15 protein-coding genes and 1 other annotated feature are annotated in these 20,215 nt (G+C 38.3%); of the genes, 4 read left to right on the top strand and 11 right to left on the bottom strand.

Annotation, left to right across the window (positions count from 1 at the left end; genetic code table 11):
• Positions 1 to 11: 11 nt before the first annotated feature.
• On the top strand, positions 12 to 815 hold the full coding sequence (locus AA0X95_RS09475; RefSeq protein WP_413308261.1) for an NAD kinase: 804 nt from the start codon (positions 12 to 14) through the stop codon (positions 813 to 815).
• Positions 816 to 858: 43 nt separating this feature from the next.
• Here AA0X95_RS09475 and rarD read toward each other — a convergent pair whose 3' ends face one another.
• The 7 genes from rarD to refZ form a co-directional block, all read right to left on the bottom strand.
• Positions 859 to 1,791, bottom strand: coding sequence for an EamA family transporter RarD (gene rarD / locus AA0X95_RS09470; protein ID WP_413308259.1), 933 nt, complete (start codon positions 1,789 to 1,791; stop codon positions 859 to 861).
• Between the two features lie 154 nt (positions 1,792 to 1,945).
• Positions 1,946 to 3,532, bottom strand: a complete 1,587-nt coding sequence (gene mbcS / locus AA0X95_RS09465) for an acyl-CoA synthetase MbcS (protein ID WP_413308257.1) — start codon at positions 3,530 to 3,532, stop codon at positions 1,946 to 1,948.
• Between the two features lie 148 nt (positions 3,533 to 3,680).
• Complete coding sequence (locus AA0X95_RS09460; protein ID WP_335529817.1) at positions 3,681 to 3,887, bottom strand: alpha/beta-type small acid-soluble spore protein; 207 nt, start codon at positions 3,885 to 3,887, stop codon at positions 3,681 to 3,683.
• A gap of 101 nt (positions 3,888 to 3,988) precedes the next feature.
• The gene (gene thiI, locus AA0X95_RS09455; protein WP_413308255.1) at positions 3,989 to 5,200 is read right to left on the bottom strand and encodes a tRNA uracil 4-sulfurtransferase ThiI; all 1,212 of its coding nucleotides are present in this window, start codon (positions 5,198 to 5,200) and stop codon (positions 3,989 to 3,991) included.
• Positions 5,201 to 6,343, bottom strand: a complete 1,143-nt coding sequence (locus AA0X95_RS09450) for a cysteine desulfurase family protein (protein ID WP_413308253.1) — start codon at positions 6,341 to 6,343, stop codon at positions 5,201 to 5,203.
• A 123-nt stretch (positions 6,344 to 6,466) separates the two neighbouring features.
• Complete coding sequence (gene ezrA / locus AA0X95_RS09445; RefSeq protein WP_413308251.1) at positions 6,467 to 8,155, bottom strand: septation ring formation regulator EzrA; 1,689 nt, start codon at positions 8,153 to 8,155, stop codon at positions 6,467 to 6,469.
• Between the two features lie 168 nt (positions 8,156 to 8,323).
• Positions 8,324 to 8,956: a forespore capture DNA-binding protein RefZ gene (refZ, locus tag AA0X95_RS09440; protein WP_413308249.1), complete on the bottom strand. Its 633-nt coding sequence runs from the start codon at positions 8,954 to 8,956 to the stop codon at positions 8,324 to 8,326.
• Between the two features lie 156 nt (positions 8,957 to 9,112).
• On the opposite strand from refZ, the gene AA0X95_RS09435 reads away from it, so the two are divergent.
• Positions 9,113 to 9,595, top strand: coding sequence for a GAF domain-containing protein (locus tag AA0X95_RS09435; protein WP_413308246.1), 483 nt, complete (start codon positions 9,113 to 9,115; stop codon positions 9,593 to 9,595).
• Positions 9,596 to 9,906: 311 nt separating this feature from the next.
• Here AA0X95_RS09435 and megL read toward each other — a convergent pair whose 3' ends face one another.
• Both megL and AA0X95_RS09425 read right to left on the bottom strand, forming a co-directional pair.
• Complete coding sequence (megL, locus tag AA0X95_RS09430; protein ID WP_413308243.1) at positions 9,907 to 11,091, bottom strand: methionine gamma-lyase; 1,185 nt, start codon at positions 11,089 to 11,091, stop codon at positions 9,907 to 9,909.
• Between the two features lie 100 nt (positions 11,092 to 11,191).
• Complete coding sequence (locus AA0X95_RS09425) at positions 11,192 to 12,595, bottom strand: diguanylate cyclase domain-containing protein (RefSeq protein ID WP_413308240.1); 1,404 nt, start codon at positions 12,593 to 12,595, stop codon at positions 11,192 to 11,194.
• 589 nt (positions 12,596 to 13,184) lie between these two features.
• Here AA0X95_RS09425 and rpsD point away from each other — a divergent pair.
• Positions 13,185 to 13,787 carry a 30S ribosomal protein S4 gene (gene rpsD, locus AA0X95_RS09420; protein ID WP_413308237.1) on the top strand — a complete coding sequence of 201 codons (603 nt, stop codon included), beginning with the start codon at positions 13,185 to 13,187 and terminating at the stop codon, positions 13,785 to 13,787.
• A 91-nt stretch (positions 13,788 to 13,878) separates the two neighbouring features.
• Here the strand turns inward: rpsD and tyrS are convergent, their stop codons facing one another.
• On the bottom strand, positions 13,879 to 15,135 hold the full coding sequence (gene tyrS / locus AA0X95_RS09415) for a tyrosine--tRNA ligase (protein ID WP_413308234.1): 1,257 nt from the start codon (positions 15,133 to 15,135) through the stop codon (positions 13,879 to 13,881).
• Between the two features lie 43 nt (positions 15,136 to 15,178).
• Positions 15,179 to 15,398 (bottom strand) — a binding site (T-box leader).
• On the opposite strand from tyrS, the gene cas8a1 reads away from it, so the two are divergent.
• Positions 15,399 to 18,320, top strand: coding sequence for a type I-B CRISPR-associated protein Cas8b1/Cst1 (cas8a1, locus tag AA0X95_RS09410; protein WP_413309926.1), 2,922 nt, complete (start codon positions 15,399 to 15,401; stop codon positions 18,318 to 18,320). It abuts the feature before it with no gap.
• Positions 18,321 to 18,360: 40 nt separating this feature from the next.
• Here cas8a1 and acsA read toward each other — a convergent pair whose 3' ends face one another.
• Positions 18,361 to 20,079 carry an acetate--CoA ligase gene (gene acsA / locus AA0X95_RS09405; protein ID WP_413308230.1) on the bottom strand — a complete coding sequence of 573 codons (1,719 nt, stop codon included), beginning with the start codon at positions 20,077 to 20,079 and terminating at the stop codon, positions 18,361 to 18,363.
• Positions 20,080 to 20,215 lie beyond the last annotated feature (136 nt).

Below are 20,215 nucleotides of genomic sequence, written 5' to 3'. Positions count from 1 at the left end.
AGGCTCAATATATGGAATTAAGACGCAACATCTATTTTTATCATAAGCGTGATGCGGACATGCTCTCAAAAGCAGCTCCACTTTTTGAATTGGCTGACCGCTACGGTTTTACCATGGTATATGATTATCGGAAAGCGAATATTATTGCCAGCATCGGCGATGATGGAACCTTTCTGCAAGCTGTTAGAAAAACAGGCTTTCGTGATGATTGTCTTTACATGGGGATTTCCACTAAAAATAGTTTAAGTATGTATTGTGATTTTCGAATCAGTGATACTTCAAAGATGATAGAAGCAATTACAACAAATGAACATATAGAAGTCCGTCGTTATCCAACCATTGAAGTAACCGTCGACGGTCAAGGGACGTTCCCATGTTTGAATGAATTCAGCATTCGATCTTCTATCATTAAAACACTTGTTATAGATGTATTTGTTGACCAACTCCATTTCGAAACCTTTCGTGGAGATGGTTTAATCGTTGCAACACCAACGGGAAGTACAGCCTATAATAAATCAGTTAACGGTTCTGTTGTCGATCCACTATTATCTTGTATGCAAGTAAGCGAGGTTGCATCAGTGAATACCAACCGCTACCGGACACTCGGCGCTTCCTTTATTTTAGGAAGTGAGCGTACCCTGACACTTAAAGTCATTTCTGAAGGAAATGATCATCCAACAATGGGCATGGATAACGAAGCCTTAAGCATCCGCCATGTTGATAAAATTCAAGTAAAACTCCGCGATAAAAAGCTAAAAACATTAAAACTAAAAGACAACTCCTTCTGGGAAAAAGTAAAGAGAACCTATTTATAAGAATAAAAGGCAGACTCATTTTGAATGGAGTCTGCCTCTTTTATTACATACTTGTTCTCTTTTCACTTCGCCACTTCAAGCCCTTTTCCGATAAGAGTTTTGTTTTAGATAAAGAATAAATTGTTAACGCTGACCAAATAAACATAAATGACAAAAGCTGAACTTTCGAGAAATGCTCATTATATACAAAAACACCTAAAAGCAAAGTAAGGGTAGGCGCAATATATTGTAAAAATCCCAATAGGGACAATGGGATTTTCTGAGCTCCTTTTGCAAAATAAAGCAAAGGCACAGCCGTTGCTGCTCCTGCCCCAATTAATAGTAAATCCGTTCCCAAAGTTGAAGAGAGAAGTGTATTCGCACCTTGACTGAATAAAATCATCATATAAATAGCAGCAATTGGAGCTACCACCATGGTTTCTAAAGTCAATCCAACTGCAGAATCGACGTTAATCAGCTTCTTCGCTAAACCATACAAACCAAAGGATACGGCCAAGGTAATCGCAATCCAAGGAAATGCACCGTGCGCTACCGTTAATATAACAACCCCAACGGCAGCCAGCACAAAGGAGATATATTGATAAATCGTTAATTTCTCCTTTAAAACCACCATTCCTAAAAGAATACTGACCAGTGGGTTAATATAATACCCTAAGCTCGCTTCAATCATATGACCACTATTTACAGCCCAAATATAGACAAACCAATTGACACTTATGAGTAGCGACGCAATCGTTAATGCATACAGTTGCTTCTTGTTCTGAGCAAACCCTCTTAACGTTTGGACAAACAGTTCCCACTTTTTCGTAAAAACTAAAACTACAAGCATAAAAATAAAAGACCAAAATACTCGGTTTGCCAGTATTTCCTGTGCATTAACATCGGCTAAAAGCTTCCAATAGATGGGCAACAATCCCCAAAGCAAGTAGGAAAAGCCGGCGTGAATGGCTCCCTGCTGAATGTCTGTTCTTTTCATTAATTCTCGAGCCCCTATTCTTTCTAGTATCGAAATAATCTTAATTATAACTTGAAAGACCTAGAATAGGGGATAATTTTGCTTACTAAATTATTCCTTTTTACATGCTCCATAAAATAAAGCAGACGGAAGTCACCGCCTGCTCTTCGTTATATTAAATTTGTTTGGCTGAAGAAAACTCCTTTTGCCTGAGCTCAATCCGACGAATTTTCCCTGAAGTCGTTTTCGGAAGCTCTGTTAAATACTCGATTTTTCTAGGATATTTATATGGTGCTGTTAATGTTTTTACATGCTCCTGCAGGCTCTTTGTTAATTCTGGATCAGCAGGATCTACATCCTCTTTTAAGACAACAAATGCTTTAACAATGAATCCCCGAATTTCGTCTGGACTGGCCACCACTGCGCATTCTTTAACAAATGGGTGCTTAACAAGAGCATCCTCTACTTCGAATGGTCCAATGGTATAGCCAGAGCTGATAATAATATCATCCCCGCGTCCTTCAAACCAGAAATAACCGTCTTCATCCATTTTGGCTTTATCTCCAGTTACATAATAATCACCACGGAATTGCATAGCGGTTCTCTCTGGGTCTTTATAGTAATTTTTAAATAATGCAGGTGTCTCCACATGGACGGCAATATCACCCACTTCTCCAACAGCACAAACCTGACCTTCTTCATTAATAATTTCCACCCTGTTGCCAGGAGTTGGTTTTCCCATCGATCCCGGTTTTAATTCCATCCCTTTCGCTACACCAACAAGTAGGGTGTTTTCCGTTTGGCCATATCCATCTCGGACTTCAACGTTAAAATATTTCCTAAAAGTATCAATAACCTCACGATTTAATGGCTCCCCAGCAGATACCGCACTATGAAGTTTTGGCAATTGATAATCAGTTAAATTATCTACCTTCGCCATTAAGCGGTACTCAGTTGGTGTACAGCATAATACATTAACTGCATATTTTTGCAAAAGGCTTAAATACTTTTTAGGCTCAAATTTTCCGTTATAAACTAACCCCGTTGCCCCTGAACCAAGTACTGATAAAAACGGACTCCATATCCACTTTTGCCAGCCAGGGCCTGCGGTTGCCCAAACGGTATCATCTTCCTCAATAGCAAGCCATTTTGGTGCAGCAGTCTTTAAATGAGCAAAAGCCCAACCGTGGGTATGGACAACCCCTTTCGGATTTCCAGTTGTACCAGAAGTATAAGATAAAAACGCCATGTCATCTCTTAATGTATCCGCTAGTGGGAAATCATCATTTGCCTGTTTCATTTCTGCATCTAGATGAATCCAGCCATCTTCCTCTGCCCCTATTGTAAATTTTACTAGCGGCTGTGTTTCAGTAAGGTTCTTAAATTGGTCTACATACGGATAATAACTTATTACCGCTTTCACATCACCATGTGAGATCCGGTATTGTAGATCTTTTTCCCTTAACATTTCTGAACTTGGAATTACGACCATTCCAGCTTTTAACGCCGCTAAATAGACTACGTAGGCTTCAATCAGACGCGGTACAATTACAAGAACTACATCGCCTTTTTTTAAGCCATTTTCATTAAAAACATTGCCTGCTTGGTTGACTTGCTTCAACAAATTCTCGTATGTAACTTGCCTTGTCTCCCCTGACTCACTTTCCCATTTCAATGCTACTTTGTTTGGATCTTTTGCAAAACGTTCTACTTCAGAAACAAGATTATACTTTTCAGGTGCAATCAAATCTTCCCTTTTCATCGTTCTCCCCCTTTACAAATATCCCACAAACCTTATTATACAAAATTATTAAAAAATTTAAAATTATTATTCATTTAAAAGTAATTAACAACAAAAAAAGAGAGCGGGATTACTCCCACTCTCTGTAGCCATCTTATTTTGTTTTGGATTAACGAGCAAATCCGCCGCCTAATTGTTGTTCAGCCATAGCGACTAAACGCTTAGTGATTTCACCACCAACAGATCCGTTAGCACGTGAAGTAGTATCAGCACCAAGTTGAACACCAAATTCAGTAGCAATTTCATACTTCATTTGATCAAGAGCTTGTTGTACACCAGGTACTAGCAATTGATTTGAGCTATTGTTGTTTGCCATGTGATATTCACCTCCTTGTGAGTATAGAATGTGTAGAAGTTCGGTTCTTCATTCTATTTTACAAATGGTAAATGTTCACAAAAAATTCTTAATTTGCTTTATTAGAATAACGCATTAAACTCCAGGTGTGAATCGTTATCGTGTTCAGGCGTAATGGTTAGAGTCTCAATCTCCAGTACCGCTTCCTTGATTAATGGTTCAAAATCAAAAAAGCTTTCGTAACGCTGGACTTTTTCTCTCCTCGGCTTTGTTTTTGGAGATGCAGGGACAAAAATCGTACAGCAATCTTCAAATGGTCGATTCGAAATTTCAAGAGTATCAATTTCTTTGGCGATTTTTATAATATCGGTTTTATCCATCGAAATCAAGGGACGTAATATAGGGGTATTTGTCACTTCATTTATTGCAAACATACTTTCTAATGTTTGACTAGCCACCTGACCAAGGCTTTCCCCCGTAATAATTGCCAATCCTTCTCGCTGCTTTCTAATTTCATCAGTAATGCGGAGCATCATTCTTCTAGTTGTTGTCATGGTATAGTTTTCTGGAACCTGTTCCCTAACAGCTTGCTGAATTTCTGTAAATGGTACGATATGAAGCTTAAAAGAACCATAAATTCCTGCAAGCTTTTTAGATAAATCAATGACCTTTTCCTTTGATCTCTCACTTGTAAACGGAGGACTAAAAAAGTGGACAGCTTCAATTTCTAATCCCCGTTTCATCGATAAATAACCTGCAACTGGACTATCAATCCCACCTGACAACATCAGCATTGCTTTGCCGGCTGACTTTACTGGCAGTCCACCCGCCCCTTGAATAATTTCACAAGATAAATAAACCGCTTCTTGCCTAACCTCGATTCTCACATTGATATCTGGTTCTTTCACATCCACTTTGAGACCTGGAATATTCTTTAGCAAATGTGTCCCAATGACTCGATTAATTCCGTCTGTGTCCAATTCAAAGGTTTTGTCAGAACGCTTAGGAGTAATCTTAAAGGTCTGCCCTGCACGATATATAGAACTTACTAGCTCCAAAGTAGCTAGTTTGATGTTTTCCACATCTCTTTCTACCTTAATCGCAGGACTAAAAGATTGTATCCCAAATATCCCTCTTAGCTTTTCAATTATTTCCTTCCCGTCTTCACCTTGTAAGATGACATACATCCGGTCTCGACTTGCTTCAACTTTTATTTTCGGAAAAGAGGTAAGTGCATTTACAACACTTCTTCTAAGTTTTTCTACAAATTTATGTCGATTTCGCCCTTTGGTTGAGATTTCTCCATAACGTATAAGTATACGATCATATTTCATTTATTTCATAACCTTTCGTATATGTTTAGCAGCTTTATCAATTGCTTCAACCGCTGCCTGCGCTTCTTCAGGTGTATTTTCAAAGGATAAACTAATCCTAATTGCACTGTCTGCCTTCTCTTCTGGCACACCCATGGCAAGCAATGTACCACTTGGTGATTTCTTCTTTGACGAACAAGCACTCGTTGTCGAAACAAATATTTCTTCCTGCTCAAGGGCATGAATTAATACTTCAGACTTCAAACCTTTTAACGATATATTTAATATGTGTGGAGCTGCATTCTCTTCAGGAGTATGAATAGTTACTTGCTCTATGTTGGTTAACCCTGTTCTTAGCATGCTCTGGATGGTCTTCATTTTTGTTATACCTGCTTCACTTTTCATTAAGGTCATCCGCAGTGCCTTTGCCATTGCTACAGCACCTGCCACATTTTCTGTACCGCTTCGAATGGTCCTTTCCTGATTCCCTCCCGAAAATAAAGGTGCAAGTTTGACTCCTTCTTGAATAAAAAGTGCTCCTGTCCCTTTAAGACCATGAAATTTATGACCAGAAATTGAACAAAGATCAATTCGGTTTCTGTGAATAGCCAAAGGAACCTTTCCTACAGCTTGGACCGCATCAACATGAAAAAGGATGGATGGATATTCTTTCAACATTTCTCCTATTTCAAGAATCGGTTGAATAGTACCCACTTCGTTGTTAACATGCATGATCGAAATTAAGATGGTGTCCTTGCGAATGGCCTTTTTAACATCTTCAACACTTACCCTCCCCTGACGATTGACAGGGAGATAGGTAATATCGAATCCATCCTGTTCCAGCTGCTCCATAACTGCACGAACAGAGGCATGCTCCACACTTGTAGTAATGAGGTGTCGACCTCTTTTTTTATTTAATAATGCCGCACCTTTTATCGCTATATTATTACTTTCTGTTCCACCTGAGGTAAAGTAAATTTCATTAGGCTTTACAGATAAAAGCTTTGCCACTTGCTCCCTGGCTTGAGTTAAAAGCTTCTCTGCCTGCATTCCCAATCCATGCAATGAAGATGGATTTCCAAAATACTCACTTGAAACAGTTATATAAGAATCAAGTACTTCTTTATATGGCTTTGTCGTTGCACTATTATCTAAATAAATCATTATCATTTCCCCTCCATAAGAAGACGAACTTACAAAATTAAATCTTAACATAAAAACCGAAGCATTTGAAAAATAAAATTATACAAAAAAACCGACTTAGCTTTTGCTAAATCGGTTTATACTTTATTCCATTTCAATTGTAGCTTTTATCCTCTTTAATGCATCAGGGTCAATTCCATCCAAAGATGCGGCTGCCTGTTCTAAAGCTTCTTGATAATCAAACTGTCTGAATGCCGCTTCTGCATCAGCCATTCCTTTAGCAACTGATGGATGGTGGCTGCGGTAACGATTGCCATATTGAATTGCTTTTTCAGCTAGAGTGACATTCTCAATAAGCTCAATCGTTGAATTGACAAGTTTTTCAACTGTCAGCACTGCAATTTCTAGATACTGATTCAGAGCAGCTATATTTAGAGGCTTTTCTTCAAGCTGGTACCTGACATTATTGATGCTTTCGTGTGTATCCTCTATGAGATACTTATAATCCTCAGGCAAACCAGGAACATTACTCTTTGTAACAAGACGAACGGTCTCTGCTACTTTCTTGGTAAGTTCCTTAATTTTTTCCCTGGCTTCAAGTTCGTCCTTTCTCAAGGCTTGAAGTTTTTGGGCAAAAGCTTGCTGTCCTTCACAAATCATATCCAGCTGGTCTTTTAACTCAATTAATTCTTCACTAATCGCAGATTGAGCCGTCTCATTCATCTTTAACTTTTCAACTAAAATTTCATAATGCTTATATACCTTTGAAAGTTCTTTTTCTAAATTAGATTGGACCTCTAAATCACTATCGGATAATTGATAGCTCGCTTGAACATGGATCAATTCATTTGAAAGATTCAAATTTTCCTCTTGAGCAGAAGTAAGCTGTTCTGCAGCAACCTTATTATTTTTCATGACATAATGCTTAGCGTGTACTTCCTTTTCCAATAGGTCAAAAAGAATATCGATCCGATCCTTTACTTCCTTAATACCCTCTTCTGCTTTGTCAATTTCGGTGGTTTCAATCAAACGAATATTTTCAGCAATTTTCTCTTCAAGGCGCTGTACTTCAGTGGTTACATTTAAATGCTCTAAGTAGTAATCCTGCTCTGTCATTTCTCGGTAGCCCTCTAAACAATCTGCTAACTGGTTTGGAAGGAGAGATTGACTTTCAATTAAAAGCTGAGGAATTAATTCCATATGGTTCTTGATTGTCCCAAGCTGACTATGAATAAGTAATACTACTTCTCTAGCTTCAAGATAATTACCGAGTTCCGTTTTTTCATCAAATTCCTGGAACTTCTGTGCCACTTCATTTAGTTTTGCTTCTAAGTGCTTTTCAGACTTACCAAAACTGTGACGATGAGCAAGTAACATTTTTTTAGATTCTCTATAAAGTTCCTTAAGCTCCTCAATTTCCACTCTATTCTTTTCTTCACTTCCTACTAGTTCGTGAAGCTCTTCTAGTATCTTATTAATTTGATCCTCTGTTTCCATTAGCTTCGTATTAATCGCTTGTTGGGCCTCTTTCGCCTTTTTGAATCTGAAGCGATCAATATATTCTTCTGCATCAAAAAGCATTTCTTCTAAATCAGGAAGTTGAACCGTTACCACATCATCCCACTGATTACGCCAACGTTCAAAAAGTTCCTCAGTTTGACCAGTCATATTTAACTGTTTTACCTTTGACATTTCATCTAGTATGGGACGATTCATAATATCAATTTTCCATGCTTCCAATCGATCCATTTCTTTAAAATACTTTTTCTTTATTAAATATCCCACTACAAATAAGGCTAATAATAGGATGAAAAATCCAATGATATATTTCACAAGTAAGCCTCCTATTTCAAACAACATTGATTCCACTATGTATTCAAATCATCTATTTTAGAAAAACTCATTAAGTTCAATTCAATGCTTTTATGATACCATGTAAACGACATTTTTTGACTATTATTTTCAATTTTTTTGTAAAATAAAAAAAAATAGCGATTACCGCTATTTTAGTGCTACTCCCTTTTTTATTGGTATATCTGAACAAAGTGTTTTATCAATCCAAAAGTGTAGATCCTTAAGATATTTCTGCTCAAAAAATGGCTCATTCGGAAATACATACAGTACTTCTCTCATATAATTGCTATTCATAAACGGCATCATGATTAATCCTTTTAGCTGTACAATTAAGTAAGGAATAGAATGTGGTCTGAATTCCTGCCATTCAAAACCCCGTTCAAATATTTTTTGAAAATAATATTTTTCTTTTAAAGAATAGGTGGACATGATTTCCCTTACTACTTGGGAATCCATCGACATCTCCCGGTAGACAAAACTGGCTAACTGATAATTTTCACATTGGTAATGAAGCAAATCAGCCACCATACGTTTTAAGCATTCTTTTGCTCCTCTTTCTATCGATGCATAGGAAGATTCCATCTTACCGATGTACTGTTCAAAAAAATGCATAAAGCAATATTCTAAGAGACCTGTTTTATTTTCAAAATGATAGGCAATCGTTGCGGTATTAACATTTGCTGCATGAGCAATCTCTCTAATTGACGTTCCTGAGTACCCATTGGAATTAAATAACGTAATTGCGGCCTTCACAATTGCTTCTTTTGCATTTTTCTTCATGCATTCTCCCCCTTCAGGTATTCCCATAATCCCCTTACCATAATGATTCTTGGTGTCACAATTGATTCCTTTAAGAAAATATCGACAAAGTATGCTCAATTTCTCTCATTTTTGATAAAATATAATATAAATTATAAGAGAAAAAGGTGAAATACCGTGTTTAACGTCGAAATGTACACTGGAAATCGAGAAGAAAATTATGAACTTGTTAAGAAGCAATTACAGGCTCTCCTACACGATGAGAAAAATCAAGTTGCCAATCTTAGCAATGCCTCTGCATTATTGAACCAATTTCTAGACCGAGTGAATTGGGTAGGATTTTATCTACTTGATACGAATGACGAACTAGTGTTAGGGCCCTTCCAAGGACTTCCAGCATGCATTCGCATCCCTCTTGGCAAAGGTGTTTGCGGTACTGCTGCATTAAATAAGGAAACCCTTCTAGTTAAAGACGTGAATCAGTTCCCAGGTCATATTGCATGTGATGCTGCTTCACAATCAGAAATAGTTGTTCCACTTCTAAAAGGAGAGCAGTTAATAGGCGTTTTAGATATTGATTCTCCTGAATTGAACCGTTTTGATGAACTTGATCAACAAAAACTTGAAGAATTCGTAGAAGTTCTCGTTACTTATCTTTAGGCTGTGTTAAAACTGAATGTTGATTTCACAGTGTTTGAAAAATAAAGGGAAAAATTCCCCTTAAATTGGGAAATACCCTTATTTCCTTAAAAATAAGGGTATTTTTTCCCTTTATTTGATCCAAATCGATGGATTTTGTCTTATTTTAGAGCCGTTAAGGGGAATTTTTCCGCTTATTTCTGCTTTTTAAGCTTACTTTTTATACAATAGAGGGAATTTCTCCTCTTATGATTCTCATCCCTACACGAAAATCAACATTGAATGATAACATAGCCTATCTTTAAAAACAAAAACTCGCTAAGGCGAGTTTTTTATATTTTATCAAATGCCTGTTCTAAATCCTCTTTAATATCCTCCCAGGCTTCCAGGCCCACTGAAAGACGAAGTAAGGTTTGATCAATCCCCATTTTTAACCGCTCCTCTTCTGGTATAACGGCATGTGTCATGGTAGCCGGATGTTGAATTAATGTCTCTGCATCCCCAAGACTAACCGCGATTTTGATTAAGTTGAGCTGATTCATAAACAATTGAGCCGTTTCCTTCGTTCCCTTAATCGAAAAAGAGATCAGTCCTCCTGGTTTTTTCATTTGTTTTTTCATTATTGTGTAATCTGGGTGCTCTGGATCACCAGGATAATAAATAGCTTCCACCTTTGGCTGTTGTTTAAGAAACTCAAATACGAAAGTTGTATTTTCACAATGTCGATCCATCCGTACGGGAAGTGATTTTAACCCCCGTAACAAAAGCCACGCATCGAATGGTGAGATAATCCCTCCAATATCCTTTTGCGTTGTCCTTGAAATCTGGTTGACAAACTCATTTCCTCCAACCACGATTCCAGCAATAACATCGCCATGCCCACAAATATATTTTGTAGCACTGTGTATGACAATATCGCAGCCATTCGTAATTGGAGTTTGTAAATAAGGAGAGCAAAATGTATTGTCCACAACTACGGGAATGCCTTTTTCTTTCGCCACATCTGCAACCATTTGAAGATCAACAAGCTTCATAGTTGGGTTAACGGGAGACTCGATATAGATACAGGCTGTATTTGGCTTGATTTGATTTTCAAGAGTCTCCCTTGTATCCATTAGTGAAAAATCATGTTCAATATGATATTTGTCCTGTAATAATTCGAGCAAGCCAAATGTACAACCATAAACACCCTGGGAGCATAGAATGTGGTCACCTGATTTTGTTAAAGCTATTAACACTGCACTAACGGCCGCCATACCTGACGAAAAAGCTAATGCAGCTTCCCCCTTTTCAAGTGCAGCCATTCTCTCTTCCAGAACTTTTACGGTGGGATTCCCTAATCTTGAATAGATATATCCCTCTTCTTTCCCTGCAAACCTTCTTTCCCCTTGCTCCGCACTCTCAAAGGTAAAAGTGGATGTTTGATATAACGGGGGTACTAAGCTTCCTTTATGTTCTTCCGCATGATAGCCAAAATGAATGACTTCTGTTTCAAACCGTGTTTTTTTATCTTTCAATATGAGCCCCTCCTTGTTGTAAGCGTTATCATTTTTTCCTTATAGAATATGATGAATAGGGCAAAATCGTTATGAGGCTGAATTTGCAGTAATGCAGCCCCTAACTTGTCTTACTATTGTCACCTTGTGTAACTACTTTATTTTTCCCAGTCCCCTTTGCATGATATAAAGCTTCATCAGCTCTTTTGAACAGATATTGATACGTATCAGGCTTTTCCCTATTCCAATAAGAAACACCAGATGACACGGTAATATGAGGGTTGGAATTCTGAGATACCTTTGCCACTATTCTTTGAGCAATAACCACCCCTGCGTCTAAAGGAACATTAGGAAGATAGATAGCTAGTTCTTCCCCACCCCAGCGGGCTCCTACATCCTCCCCCCGAATATTTCCTTTAATGAAATTGGCGAGTTGGATTAGAACTTCATCGCCTATTTGATGACCAAAGGAATCATTGATTTCCTTGAAATTATCAATATCAATTAGGATAAAGGTGCCTTCGTTATCTTTTTTCATGGAAAACTGGATTTTTTCATCTAAATAATTACGTGAATGGAGTTTTGTCAAATGGTCTGTGGTAACTAATTTTTTTAGTTCCTCTCTCAACATGGAGTTGGTCAAGGAAAGTGATAAATGATGAACTAATGTCTGTAGAAGTTGAAATGTCTCAAAAGAAAAGAAATAAGGTTTCTCATGCATGATAATGGAAAACCCTTTTAAATTCTTTCCCAGCACTACTGGCACTACCATAACGGAATGATAGCGTTTACTTTGCATGGAAAGTGGCAGGTTAATATCCCCAAATAATAGAGGATCATTTTCTTTCTTTAATTTTCCTTTTATGTAATCAATATAAGTCTCTGCAGTTGATGAAAAAAAGAAGGGTGTGGATCCAGGGAGTATTTTGACTTTGACTCTTTCCTTCGAGTCTAAAAAGAAACCAACCTCTTGTGCATAAAAGGAAGATTTGATCTGTTCTGCCATAAATGACAATGTTTCAGCTAACGGCAGGTTGGAATTCAAGCGGTAGGAGGTTTCATTAATTAATTGAAGTTCTAAAATGGTCTTTCTTGACTGTTGATAGTGCTGGGCATTCTCAAAAGCCGCTCCAGCACTACCTGCCAACAAAGTCATAAACTCCACTTCATTAATCGGAATATCCAAAGAATGAGGGGCAATAATCTGCACTACCCCATAAACCCCCTGTTTTCCTTTTAAAGGTGCATAGAGTATTGTACTTTTTTCTGAACGAGAAAATTCATATTGAATTTCCCCAGTTAGAAATGCATTCGTTGCCGCAATATTTTCACTATCATATTCCAAATCAATGACAGGGAGGTCGCTATGCTTGTAGGTAGACTGTGACAATAATAGGTAATATGAAAAGTTTGGATATTCTTCTTTAAGTATAACAAATAATTCACTCAATAGACTTTCCACGTCTAAGTACGAATGGAGCTTTTCTCCTATTTCAAATAATTTTTTATAATCTACTATATCCAAAATATTAAATCTCCTTATTATCAAAATCCCAAATATATACATCGCATCCTAATTATAGTTAAAATATGTAAGCAATTGATATACTTTTTTTGAATAATTTATTAATTATTTTATAAAAGCTCTGTTAACCAAGTCTGTTGATCTCCGCTCCAGGCACTTCGCTTTCCGCGGGAGTGCCGGGGAGCCTCCTCGTCGCTTCGCTCCTGCGGGGTCTCCCCTGCCCCGTACTCCCGCAGGAGTCTTCGTGCCTTCCGCGCCAATCAACAGGGAGCAAAAAATCAATATTATGCTATAATAAGCCTTTACAAAAATATGTGAATGTCATTCTTCAAACTATGAGTTAACAAAAATATACTTGACTTTTTATGAATAAAAATAATATAATACTCTTTGTGTAAAATATTGCAGCCTATGTGAACACTTGAATAGTCTCATTTTGTTCCTCATGAGAGTAACTTACTTTCATTTGATGGTGTATCTTGTAACCCTTAGCTGCTAGGGCGAAGGTGCATGAAAACAAAATGGCTGTCATAGAGTCTCATACCGGTTTTTATTTTACCAAAATAAAAACACTAAGGAGGAGTCATTCATGGCTCGATATACTGGCCCAAGCTGGAAATTATCTCGTCGTCTTGGAATCTCTCTAAGCGGCACAGGTAAAGAATTAGAAAAGCGTCCTTACGCTCCTGGACAACACGGTCCAAACCAACGCAAAAAGCTTTCTGAATACGGATTACAATTACAAGAGAAGCAAAAGCTTCGTCACATGTATGGTGTCAACGAGCGCCAATTCCGTACTCTTTTCGATAGAGCTGGCAAATTGGCTGGTATCCACGGTGAAAACTTCATGGCGTTATTAGAATCACGTCTTGATAACGTTGTTTACCGTTTAGGTCTTGCTCGCACTCGTCGTGCAGCTCGCCAATTAGTTAACCACGGTCACATCCTAGTTAATGGATCACGCGTAGATATCCCATCTTACCGTGTAACTGCTGGTCAAACAATCAGCGTTCGTGAAAAGTCACGCAACCTAGATGTTATCAAAGAAGCTATCGAAGTAAACAACTTCGTTCCTGATTTCTTAACATTTGATGCTGACAAATTAGAAGGTACTTTCACTCGCTTACCTGAGCGTTCTGAGTTACCTGCTGAAATTAACGAATCTCTTATCGTTGAGTTCTACTCTCGTTAATAGTAAAGAAATCCTCATACCATTGGTATGGGGATTTCTTTATATTTCTCTTCAAGAAAAAGGGCTCTGATTCCTCAAAGCCCTTTAAGCATTAATATTTAATTAATGTGTATTTCTTCTTCCCTCTTCTAATAATCGTAAACTGGCCATCAATTCGATCCGTTTCCTGAAGGACGTAGGCCGTGTCGGTAACTTTTTCACCGTTTACGGTAACTGCTCCATTGGTGATATCCTCACGTGCTTGACGCTTGGAAGGAGAAATTTTTGCAGCAACTAGTAATTCCACTAGATTTCCATCGGATTCACTTGCATCAAAGGAAGGAACATCTTTAAAGCCCTGCTTAATTTCAGCAGCAGAAAGATTTTTCACATCCCCGCTGAATAAGGCTTGAGAAATTTTGATGGCCTGCTGTAGAGATTCTTCTCCATGAATCAGACGAGTCATTTCTTCTGCTAGTGCCTTTTGCGCTTTACGAAGGTGCGCCTCTTCTTGAACACTTTGCTCTAAGTGTTCAATTTCTTCATGTGAAAGGAAGGTAAAATATTTCAGGTATTTTACCACATCCGCATCAGCTGTGTTGATCCAGAACTGGTAGAATTCGTATGGAGTCGTCTTTTCTGGGTCCAGCCAGATAGAGCCTCCTTCTGTTTTCCCAAACTTTGTACCATCAGATTTTGTTACAAGCGGAATAGTTAAACCGAAGGCTTTTGATTCTTCGGTGTGCATCTTGCGGATTAATTCTAGTCCAGAGGTAATGTTCCCCCACTGGTCACTACCACCAATTTGTAACTTACAATTATGATGATCATACAAATGATTAAAATCCATTGCCTGTAAAATGGTATAGGTAAATTCGGTAAATGAGATACCTGTTTCAAGGCGTGAAGCGATGGTATCCTTTGCAAGCATGTAGTTAACCCCAATATGCTTACCGATATCACGTAAAAACGTAACAATATCCATAGAACCAGCCCAATCATAGTTATTCACCATGACAGCTCCGTTTTCACCTTCAAATTCAAAAATAGCAGCAAGCTGTTTCTGAATACCCGCAACATTTTCTTGAACCGTTTCTAAAGTTAATAATTTTCGTTCTTCACTCTTTCCACTTGGATCACCAATCAATCCTGTTGCTCCGCCAACCAAAACGATCGGACGGTGACCATGCTGTTGAAACCTTCTTAGTGTTAAGAATGGAACCAAGTGCCCGATATGCAAGCTATCTGCAGTTGGGTCAGCACCACAATATAATGAAATACTTTCCTTATTTAATAAATCTTTTAATCCTTCTTCATCCGTTTGCTGGTAGATGATGCCTCTCCAGGTTAAATCCTGTAATAAATCCATTTTAATCCCCTCCAAAATAAAAATAAAAACGCCCCTGCAAATATGCAGGGACGTAAATTTACGCGGTACCACCCAGCTTGAGGAATTTTTCCTCCAACTCGAAAAAAATAACGGTTTTGACCGTTCCCCATTACTAAACAGTGTGTTCACAGAGAAAGCTCGAGGAGGTAATTCATTCTTCTATTTGTGTCAGCTTGCACCGCCGCTAACTCTCTAGAAACAGGGATAGAAGAACTACAGTTGGTTCCTGTCAAAGCTTTTTTATTAAAATTAACTATAGCTTTTTTTATCACATTTCAAGGAACATGTCAAACATCCACTGGGAATTTCAGAAAAATGTAGAAGGTTGTCAGTTTTTATACCTTCTATATGCTATAATGTATGTGATTTTAGATGAGGTGATGCTATTGATGAATGAAAAAATGCAAGCCTGGATGGAAAAAGCAAAGTCCATACTCAACTTGTTTACCCATAAAAAAACGGTAAAAAGTGCACGAATTACCTATCAAGTAGTTTGGAACCTTTTTCTCCTTGTGATGACGGTTGTCATTCTTGGAGGTTCATTTGCAACAGGTGTAGGAGCTGGATATTTTGCCTCCCTTGTAAAAGATGAACCGGTTCGTTCTTACGAGAGTATGAAGAAGGATATTTATAATTACACGGAGACATCTGATTTATACTATGCTGATGATGTGTATCTCGGCAGACTTCGCAGTGACCTTATACGCGAAGAAGTAAAGTTGGATCAAGTTTCAGAAAATTTAATTAATGCCGTCGTGGCGACTGAAGATGAATACTTCTATCAGCACAAAGGGGTTGTTCCCAAAGCCGTTTTCCGTGCCCTTTTCCAGGAAGTAACGAACTCTTCTGTCCAATCAGGTGGAAGTACCTTAACACAGCAATTAATTAAGAACCAACTATTAACCAACGAGGTATCCTTCCAACGGAAAGCTAATGAAATTCTACTTGCACTCCGTTTAGAGAAATTTTTCGACAAAAAAGAAATCCTCGAAGCCTATCTTAATGTTTCTACATTTGGAAGAAATGCTTCTGCACAAAACATAGCTGGTGTTCAGGCAGCAGCAAAAGGAATTTTTGGCGTAAAGGCTAGTGAGTTAACCCTCCCACAAGCAGCGTTCATTGCTGGCTTGCCTCAGAGCCCGTTTGGTTATACTCCTTTCACAAGGGATGACAATGGAAAACCGGTTTTAAAGAATAATCTTGAACCAGGTCTTACACGGATGAAAACGGTTTTAAAAAGAATGTATGATGGTGGCTACATTGATGGAAAACAGTATGCAGAGGCATCATCCTATGATATTAGAAAAGATTTTCTAGAACCTACTGTTTATTCTCAAACAAATACGTTTCTTACAGATGAAATTGAAAAACGCTCCGTTGAAGTCCTTACGACCGTACTAGCAAAGAAAGACGGTTACACGGAGAAAGAATTAAAAAATGATGACCAACTTTTTTACAAATATAAGACTTTAGCAACCCGTGATTTACACCAAAATGGTTATGAAATTCACACAACCATCAACAAAGATATTTACGATGCGATGCAAAAGGTAAAAGATAGCTATAAGAACTACGGCATTGCTAAAGCACAGGAAAAAAAGGATCCTGAAACGGGTGAAATAAAAACCGTGATGGAGCCTGTAGAAGTCGGTGCCGAGTTAATAGAAAATAAAACGGGTAGGATTATCAGTTTTGTTGGCGGAAGAAACTATGAAAACCAACAGATGAATCATGCAACTACTGCCCTACGGCCAAATGCCTCTACAATGAAACCACTTCTTGTCTATGGACCGGCCATTGAATTAGGGAAGGCAGCACCAGGAACACCAATACCGAATGTTGCATTAAAGTTAGATCCAAGTAAAACGACTCCTTGGCCACAGAACTACGATTACCGTTATAGTGGAATCGTTTCTGCTCGATACGCTCTTGCTAAATCTTATAACGTTCCGGCTGTTAAGTTATACTCAGAAATTCTCAATCAGCACCCTGCAAAATATTTGGAGAAGATGGGATTTTCCTCTTTAAGGAAGGATGATCATACAAACCTTTCAGCCGCCATTGGTTCAATTGCCGGGGTTACGGTTGAGGAAAATACTAATGCATTCAGTACTTTTGCCAATGGTGGGAAATTCATCGATGCCTATATGATTGATAAAATCGTAGATAAAAGCGGCAAAGTAATTTATCAGCATGAAGTAACGCCTGTTGCTGTCTTCAAACCACAAACAGCTTATTTAACACTTGATATGATGCGAGATGTTATCAAAATGGGAACTGCAGCTGGAATTAATAGCAAATTAAATTTCAGAGCAGATTGGGCTGGTAAAACAGGAACAGGTAATGAGTATAAGGATTCATGGTTCGTTGCCACCAACCCTAACATTACCTTCGGTATATGGACAGGGTACGACACGCCAAAATCATTAAAGATTTCAGACATGTCTTATAGTCAACGAACAAATAACCTTTGGGCTGATTTAATGAATGCAGCCTATAAAATTAAACCAGATTTGATTGATCCTAAAGAGTCATTCCAAATGCCTAGTGGTATCGTAAAACGTTCATATTGTGCGGTTTCAGGCATGCTTCCTTCAAATGCATGTTCGAAGGCTGGGCTAATTGAAAGTGATTACTTTAATGTGAATGATGTCCCTACAAAAGTGGATGATAGCTTGATTGAAGGAAATTATGTTACCATCAGCGACAAAAAGTATTTGGCGTTGGATTCAACTCCAAAGGAATTTGCTCAATATGGTTTAGTATTAAACCCTGACTTTATTGTACGGATGGTTGGTAAAACCTTTAAGGACTACAGTCAGCTTATTCCACAGAAAGATCGTTGGGGGAAAATTCTTGTACCTACAGCCAAAATGGTGGATAACGGAAAAAGACCTAATGCTGTTAACTTAAGTATTTCCGGTAATAAAATATCTTGGTCTTCCTCAGGGGACAATGATGTAGTTGGTTACCGAGTATATCAAGGAGGGCTGTTTTCAACCAAAGTAGCTAGTATTATTAACGGCTCAAGTCTCTCTTACACGGTAGGTAATGGCTCCTTTTATGTAACTGCAGTAGATATAGCGGGTAATGAATCCGCTCCATCAAATTTAGTTGAAGTAGGAGCAGCTGTTCCAACTCCAACTGAAACACCAGCACCATAAGTAAAACCGCACCGAAAATTCGGTGCGGTTTTTGTTTATACTAATCTTCCATTGTAGATAAGTCACCAGTCGGTAAGTTTAACTCCCACGCCTTTAATACGCGACGCATAATCTTACCACTTCTTGTTTTTGGCAGTTTATCGCGGAAATCAATTTCTCTTGGTGCAGCATGAGCTGCTAGTCCTTTTTTGACAAATTGTCTGATCTCCTCTTTCAGTTCTTCAGAAGCCTCAAAGCCGTCACGTAGCGCAACAAACGCTTTAATAATTTCACCACGTACAGGGTCTGGTTTACCAATTACTCCCGCCTCTGCTACTGCTGGGTGCTCCACAAGCTTGCTTTCCACTTCAAATGGTCCTACACGCTCTCCTGATGTCATAATAACATCATCTACCCTACCTTGGAACCAGAAATAGCCATCCTCATCCATATAGGCAGAATCCCCGGATACGTACCAGTCACCTGGCATAAAGTAGGATTCAAATTTCTCAGGATTATTCCAAATGGTGTGCATCATGGAAGGCCAGCCCTTTTTAATGGCCAGATTACCCATTCGATATGGTGGTAATTCGTTTCCTTGATTATCGACAATCGCTGCCTGTACACCTGGAATCGGCTTACCCATTGATCCAGGTTTAATTTTCATACATGGATAGTTACTGATCAGTTGTGCACCTGTTTCCGTCATCCACCAGTTATCATGAATGCGATGGTTAAATACCTTTACACCCCATTTGACCACTTCTGGGTTCAATGGCTCACCCACACTTAGAATATGACGCAGGCTGCTTAAATCAAATTTCTTTAAAAGTTCATCTCCCGCACCCATTAACATCCGAAATGCAGTAGGAGCACTATACCAAACGGTAACCCCAAAGTCTTCAATCATTTGATACCAGGTTTCAGGGCTAAAACGTCCGCCTACAATAACATTAGACGATCCCGTTAACCACGGTCCAAAAATTCCATAAGACGTTCCTGTTACCCAGCCTGGATCTGCCGTACACCAATACACATCATCCTCTTTTAAATCAAGAACCCATTTTGCTGTTTGATAATGCTGAATCATTGCATTATGTACATGCAATACCCCTTTAGGCTTTCCGGTTGAACCTGATGTATAATGCAAAATTAAGCCATCTGTTCTGTCTACCCATTCGATCTTAAGTTCCTTACTTGCCTTCTCAAATTTCCCAAGGAAGTCAATGTATTTGCCTTGTTCCTCCACATTTTTTCCAACAAGGAAAATATGCTTTAAGGCAGGTAATTCTTCCACAGGTACACGATCTAATAATTCTGGTGTAGTGACTAGAACTTTAGCTTCACTATCCTGCAGGCGGTCACGAACCGCACCTTCCATGAAGGCTTCAAATAAAGGGCCAACGATGGCTCCAATCTTTATTGCACCAAGTACAGTAAAGTAAAGCTCCGGAGAACGAGGCATAAAAATAAATACACGGTCTCCTTTCTCTACATCGCCATAACTCTTTAGCACATTACCAGCTTTATTTGAGAGATCTTTCATTTCCTTAAATGTGTACTTTTCATTGCGAAAACCGTCTCGATAGTAAAGAGCAATTTTATTTTTTCGGAAGGTCTTTGCATGACGGTCAATGGCTTCATACCCCAAGTTAACAAGGCCTGTTTCACTCCATGAGAATGCCTTTTCTGTTTCCTTCCAATCAAATTGTTTGTACATTTCATCATAATTACTTAGATTATGGTCACCTTGTACAACTGGCAGCGCTTCCACTTTCATTACTATCTCCCCCTCTTACTTTATAGAGATTATTATAGTACAAATAGGAACTATTCACAATTTTAAAAATTTTATCACTTAGAAATATTAATGAAATCGCTTTCTATTGCTAGATTTTATGTATAATAGAATTAAT

Origin of the sequence: Neobacillus phoenicis, from assembly GCF_047302305.1 — a bacterium.
Classification (GTDB): Bacteria; Bacillota; Bacilli; order Bacillales; family Cytobacillaceae; genus Neobacillus.
This window is presented reverse-complemented; position numbering and strand designations above follow the sequence as displayed.

What these genes read in the sequence shown, in the direction of transcription:
- AA0X95_RS09475 (WP_413308261.1), top strand. Translation starts at nt 12, where the DNA reads ATGGAATTAAGACGCAACATCTATTTTTATCATAAGCGTGATGCGGAC.
- rarD (WP_413308259.1), bottom strand. Translation starts at nt 1,791, where the DNA reads ATGAAAAGAACAGACATTCAGCAGGGAGCCATTCACGCCGGCTTTTCC.
- mbcS (WP_413308257.1), bottom strand. Translation starts at nt 3,532, where the DNA reads ATGAAAAGGGAAGATTTGATTGCACCTGAAAAGTATAATCTTGTTTCT.
- AA0X95_RS09460 (WP_335529817.1), bottom strand. Translation starts at nt 3,887, where the DNA reads ATGGCAAACAACAATAGCTCAAATCAATTGCTAGTACCTGGTGTACAA.
- thiI (WP_413308255.1), bottom strand. Translation starts at nt 5,200, where the DNA reads ATGAAATATGATCGTATACTTATACGTTATGGAGAAATCTCAACCAAA.
- AA0X95_RS09450 (WP_413308253.1), bottom strand. Translation starts at nt 6,343, where the DNA reads ATGATTTATTTAGATAATAGTGCAACGACAAAGCCATATAAAGAAGTA.
- refZ (WP_413308249.1), bottom strand. Translation starts at nt 8,956, where the DNA reads ATGAAGAAAAATGCAAAAGAAGCAATTGTGAAGGCCGCAATTACGTTA.
- rpsD (WP_413308237.1), top strand. Translation starts at nt 13,185, where the DNA reads ATGGCTCGATATACTGGCCCAAGCTGGAAATTATCTCGTCGTCTTGGA.
- tyrS (WP_413308234.1), bottom strand. Translation starts at nt 15,135, where the DNA reads ATGGATTTATTACAGGATTTAACCTGGAGAGGCATCATCTACCAGCAA.
- acsA (WP_413308230.1), bottom strand. Translation starts at nt 20,079, where the DNA reads ATGAAAGTGGAAGCGCTGCCAGTTGTACAAGGTGACCATAATCTAAGT.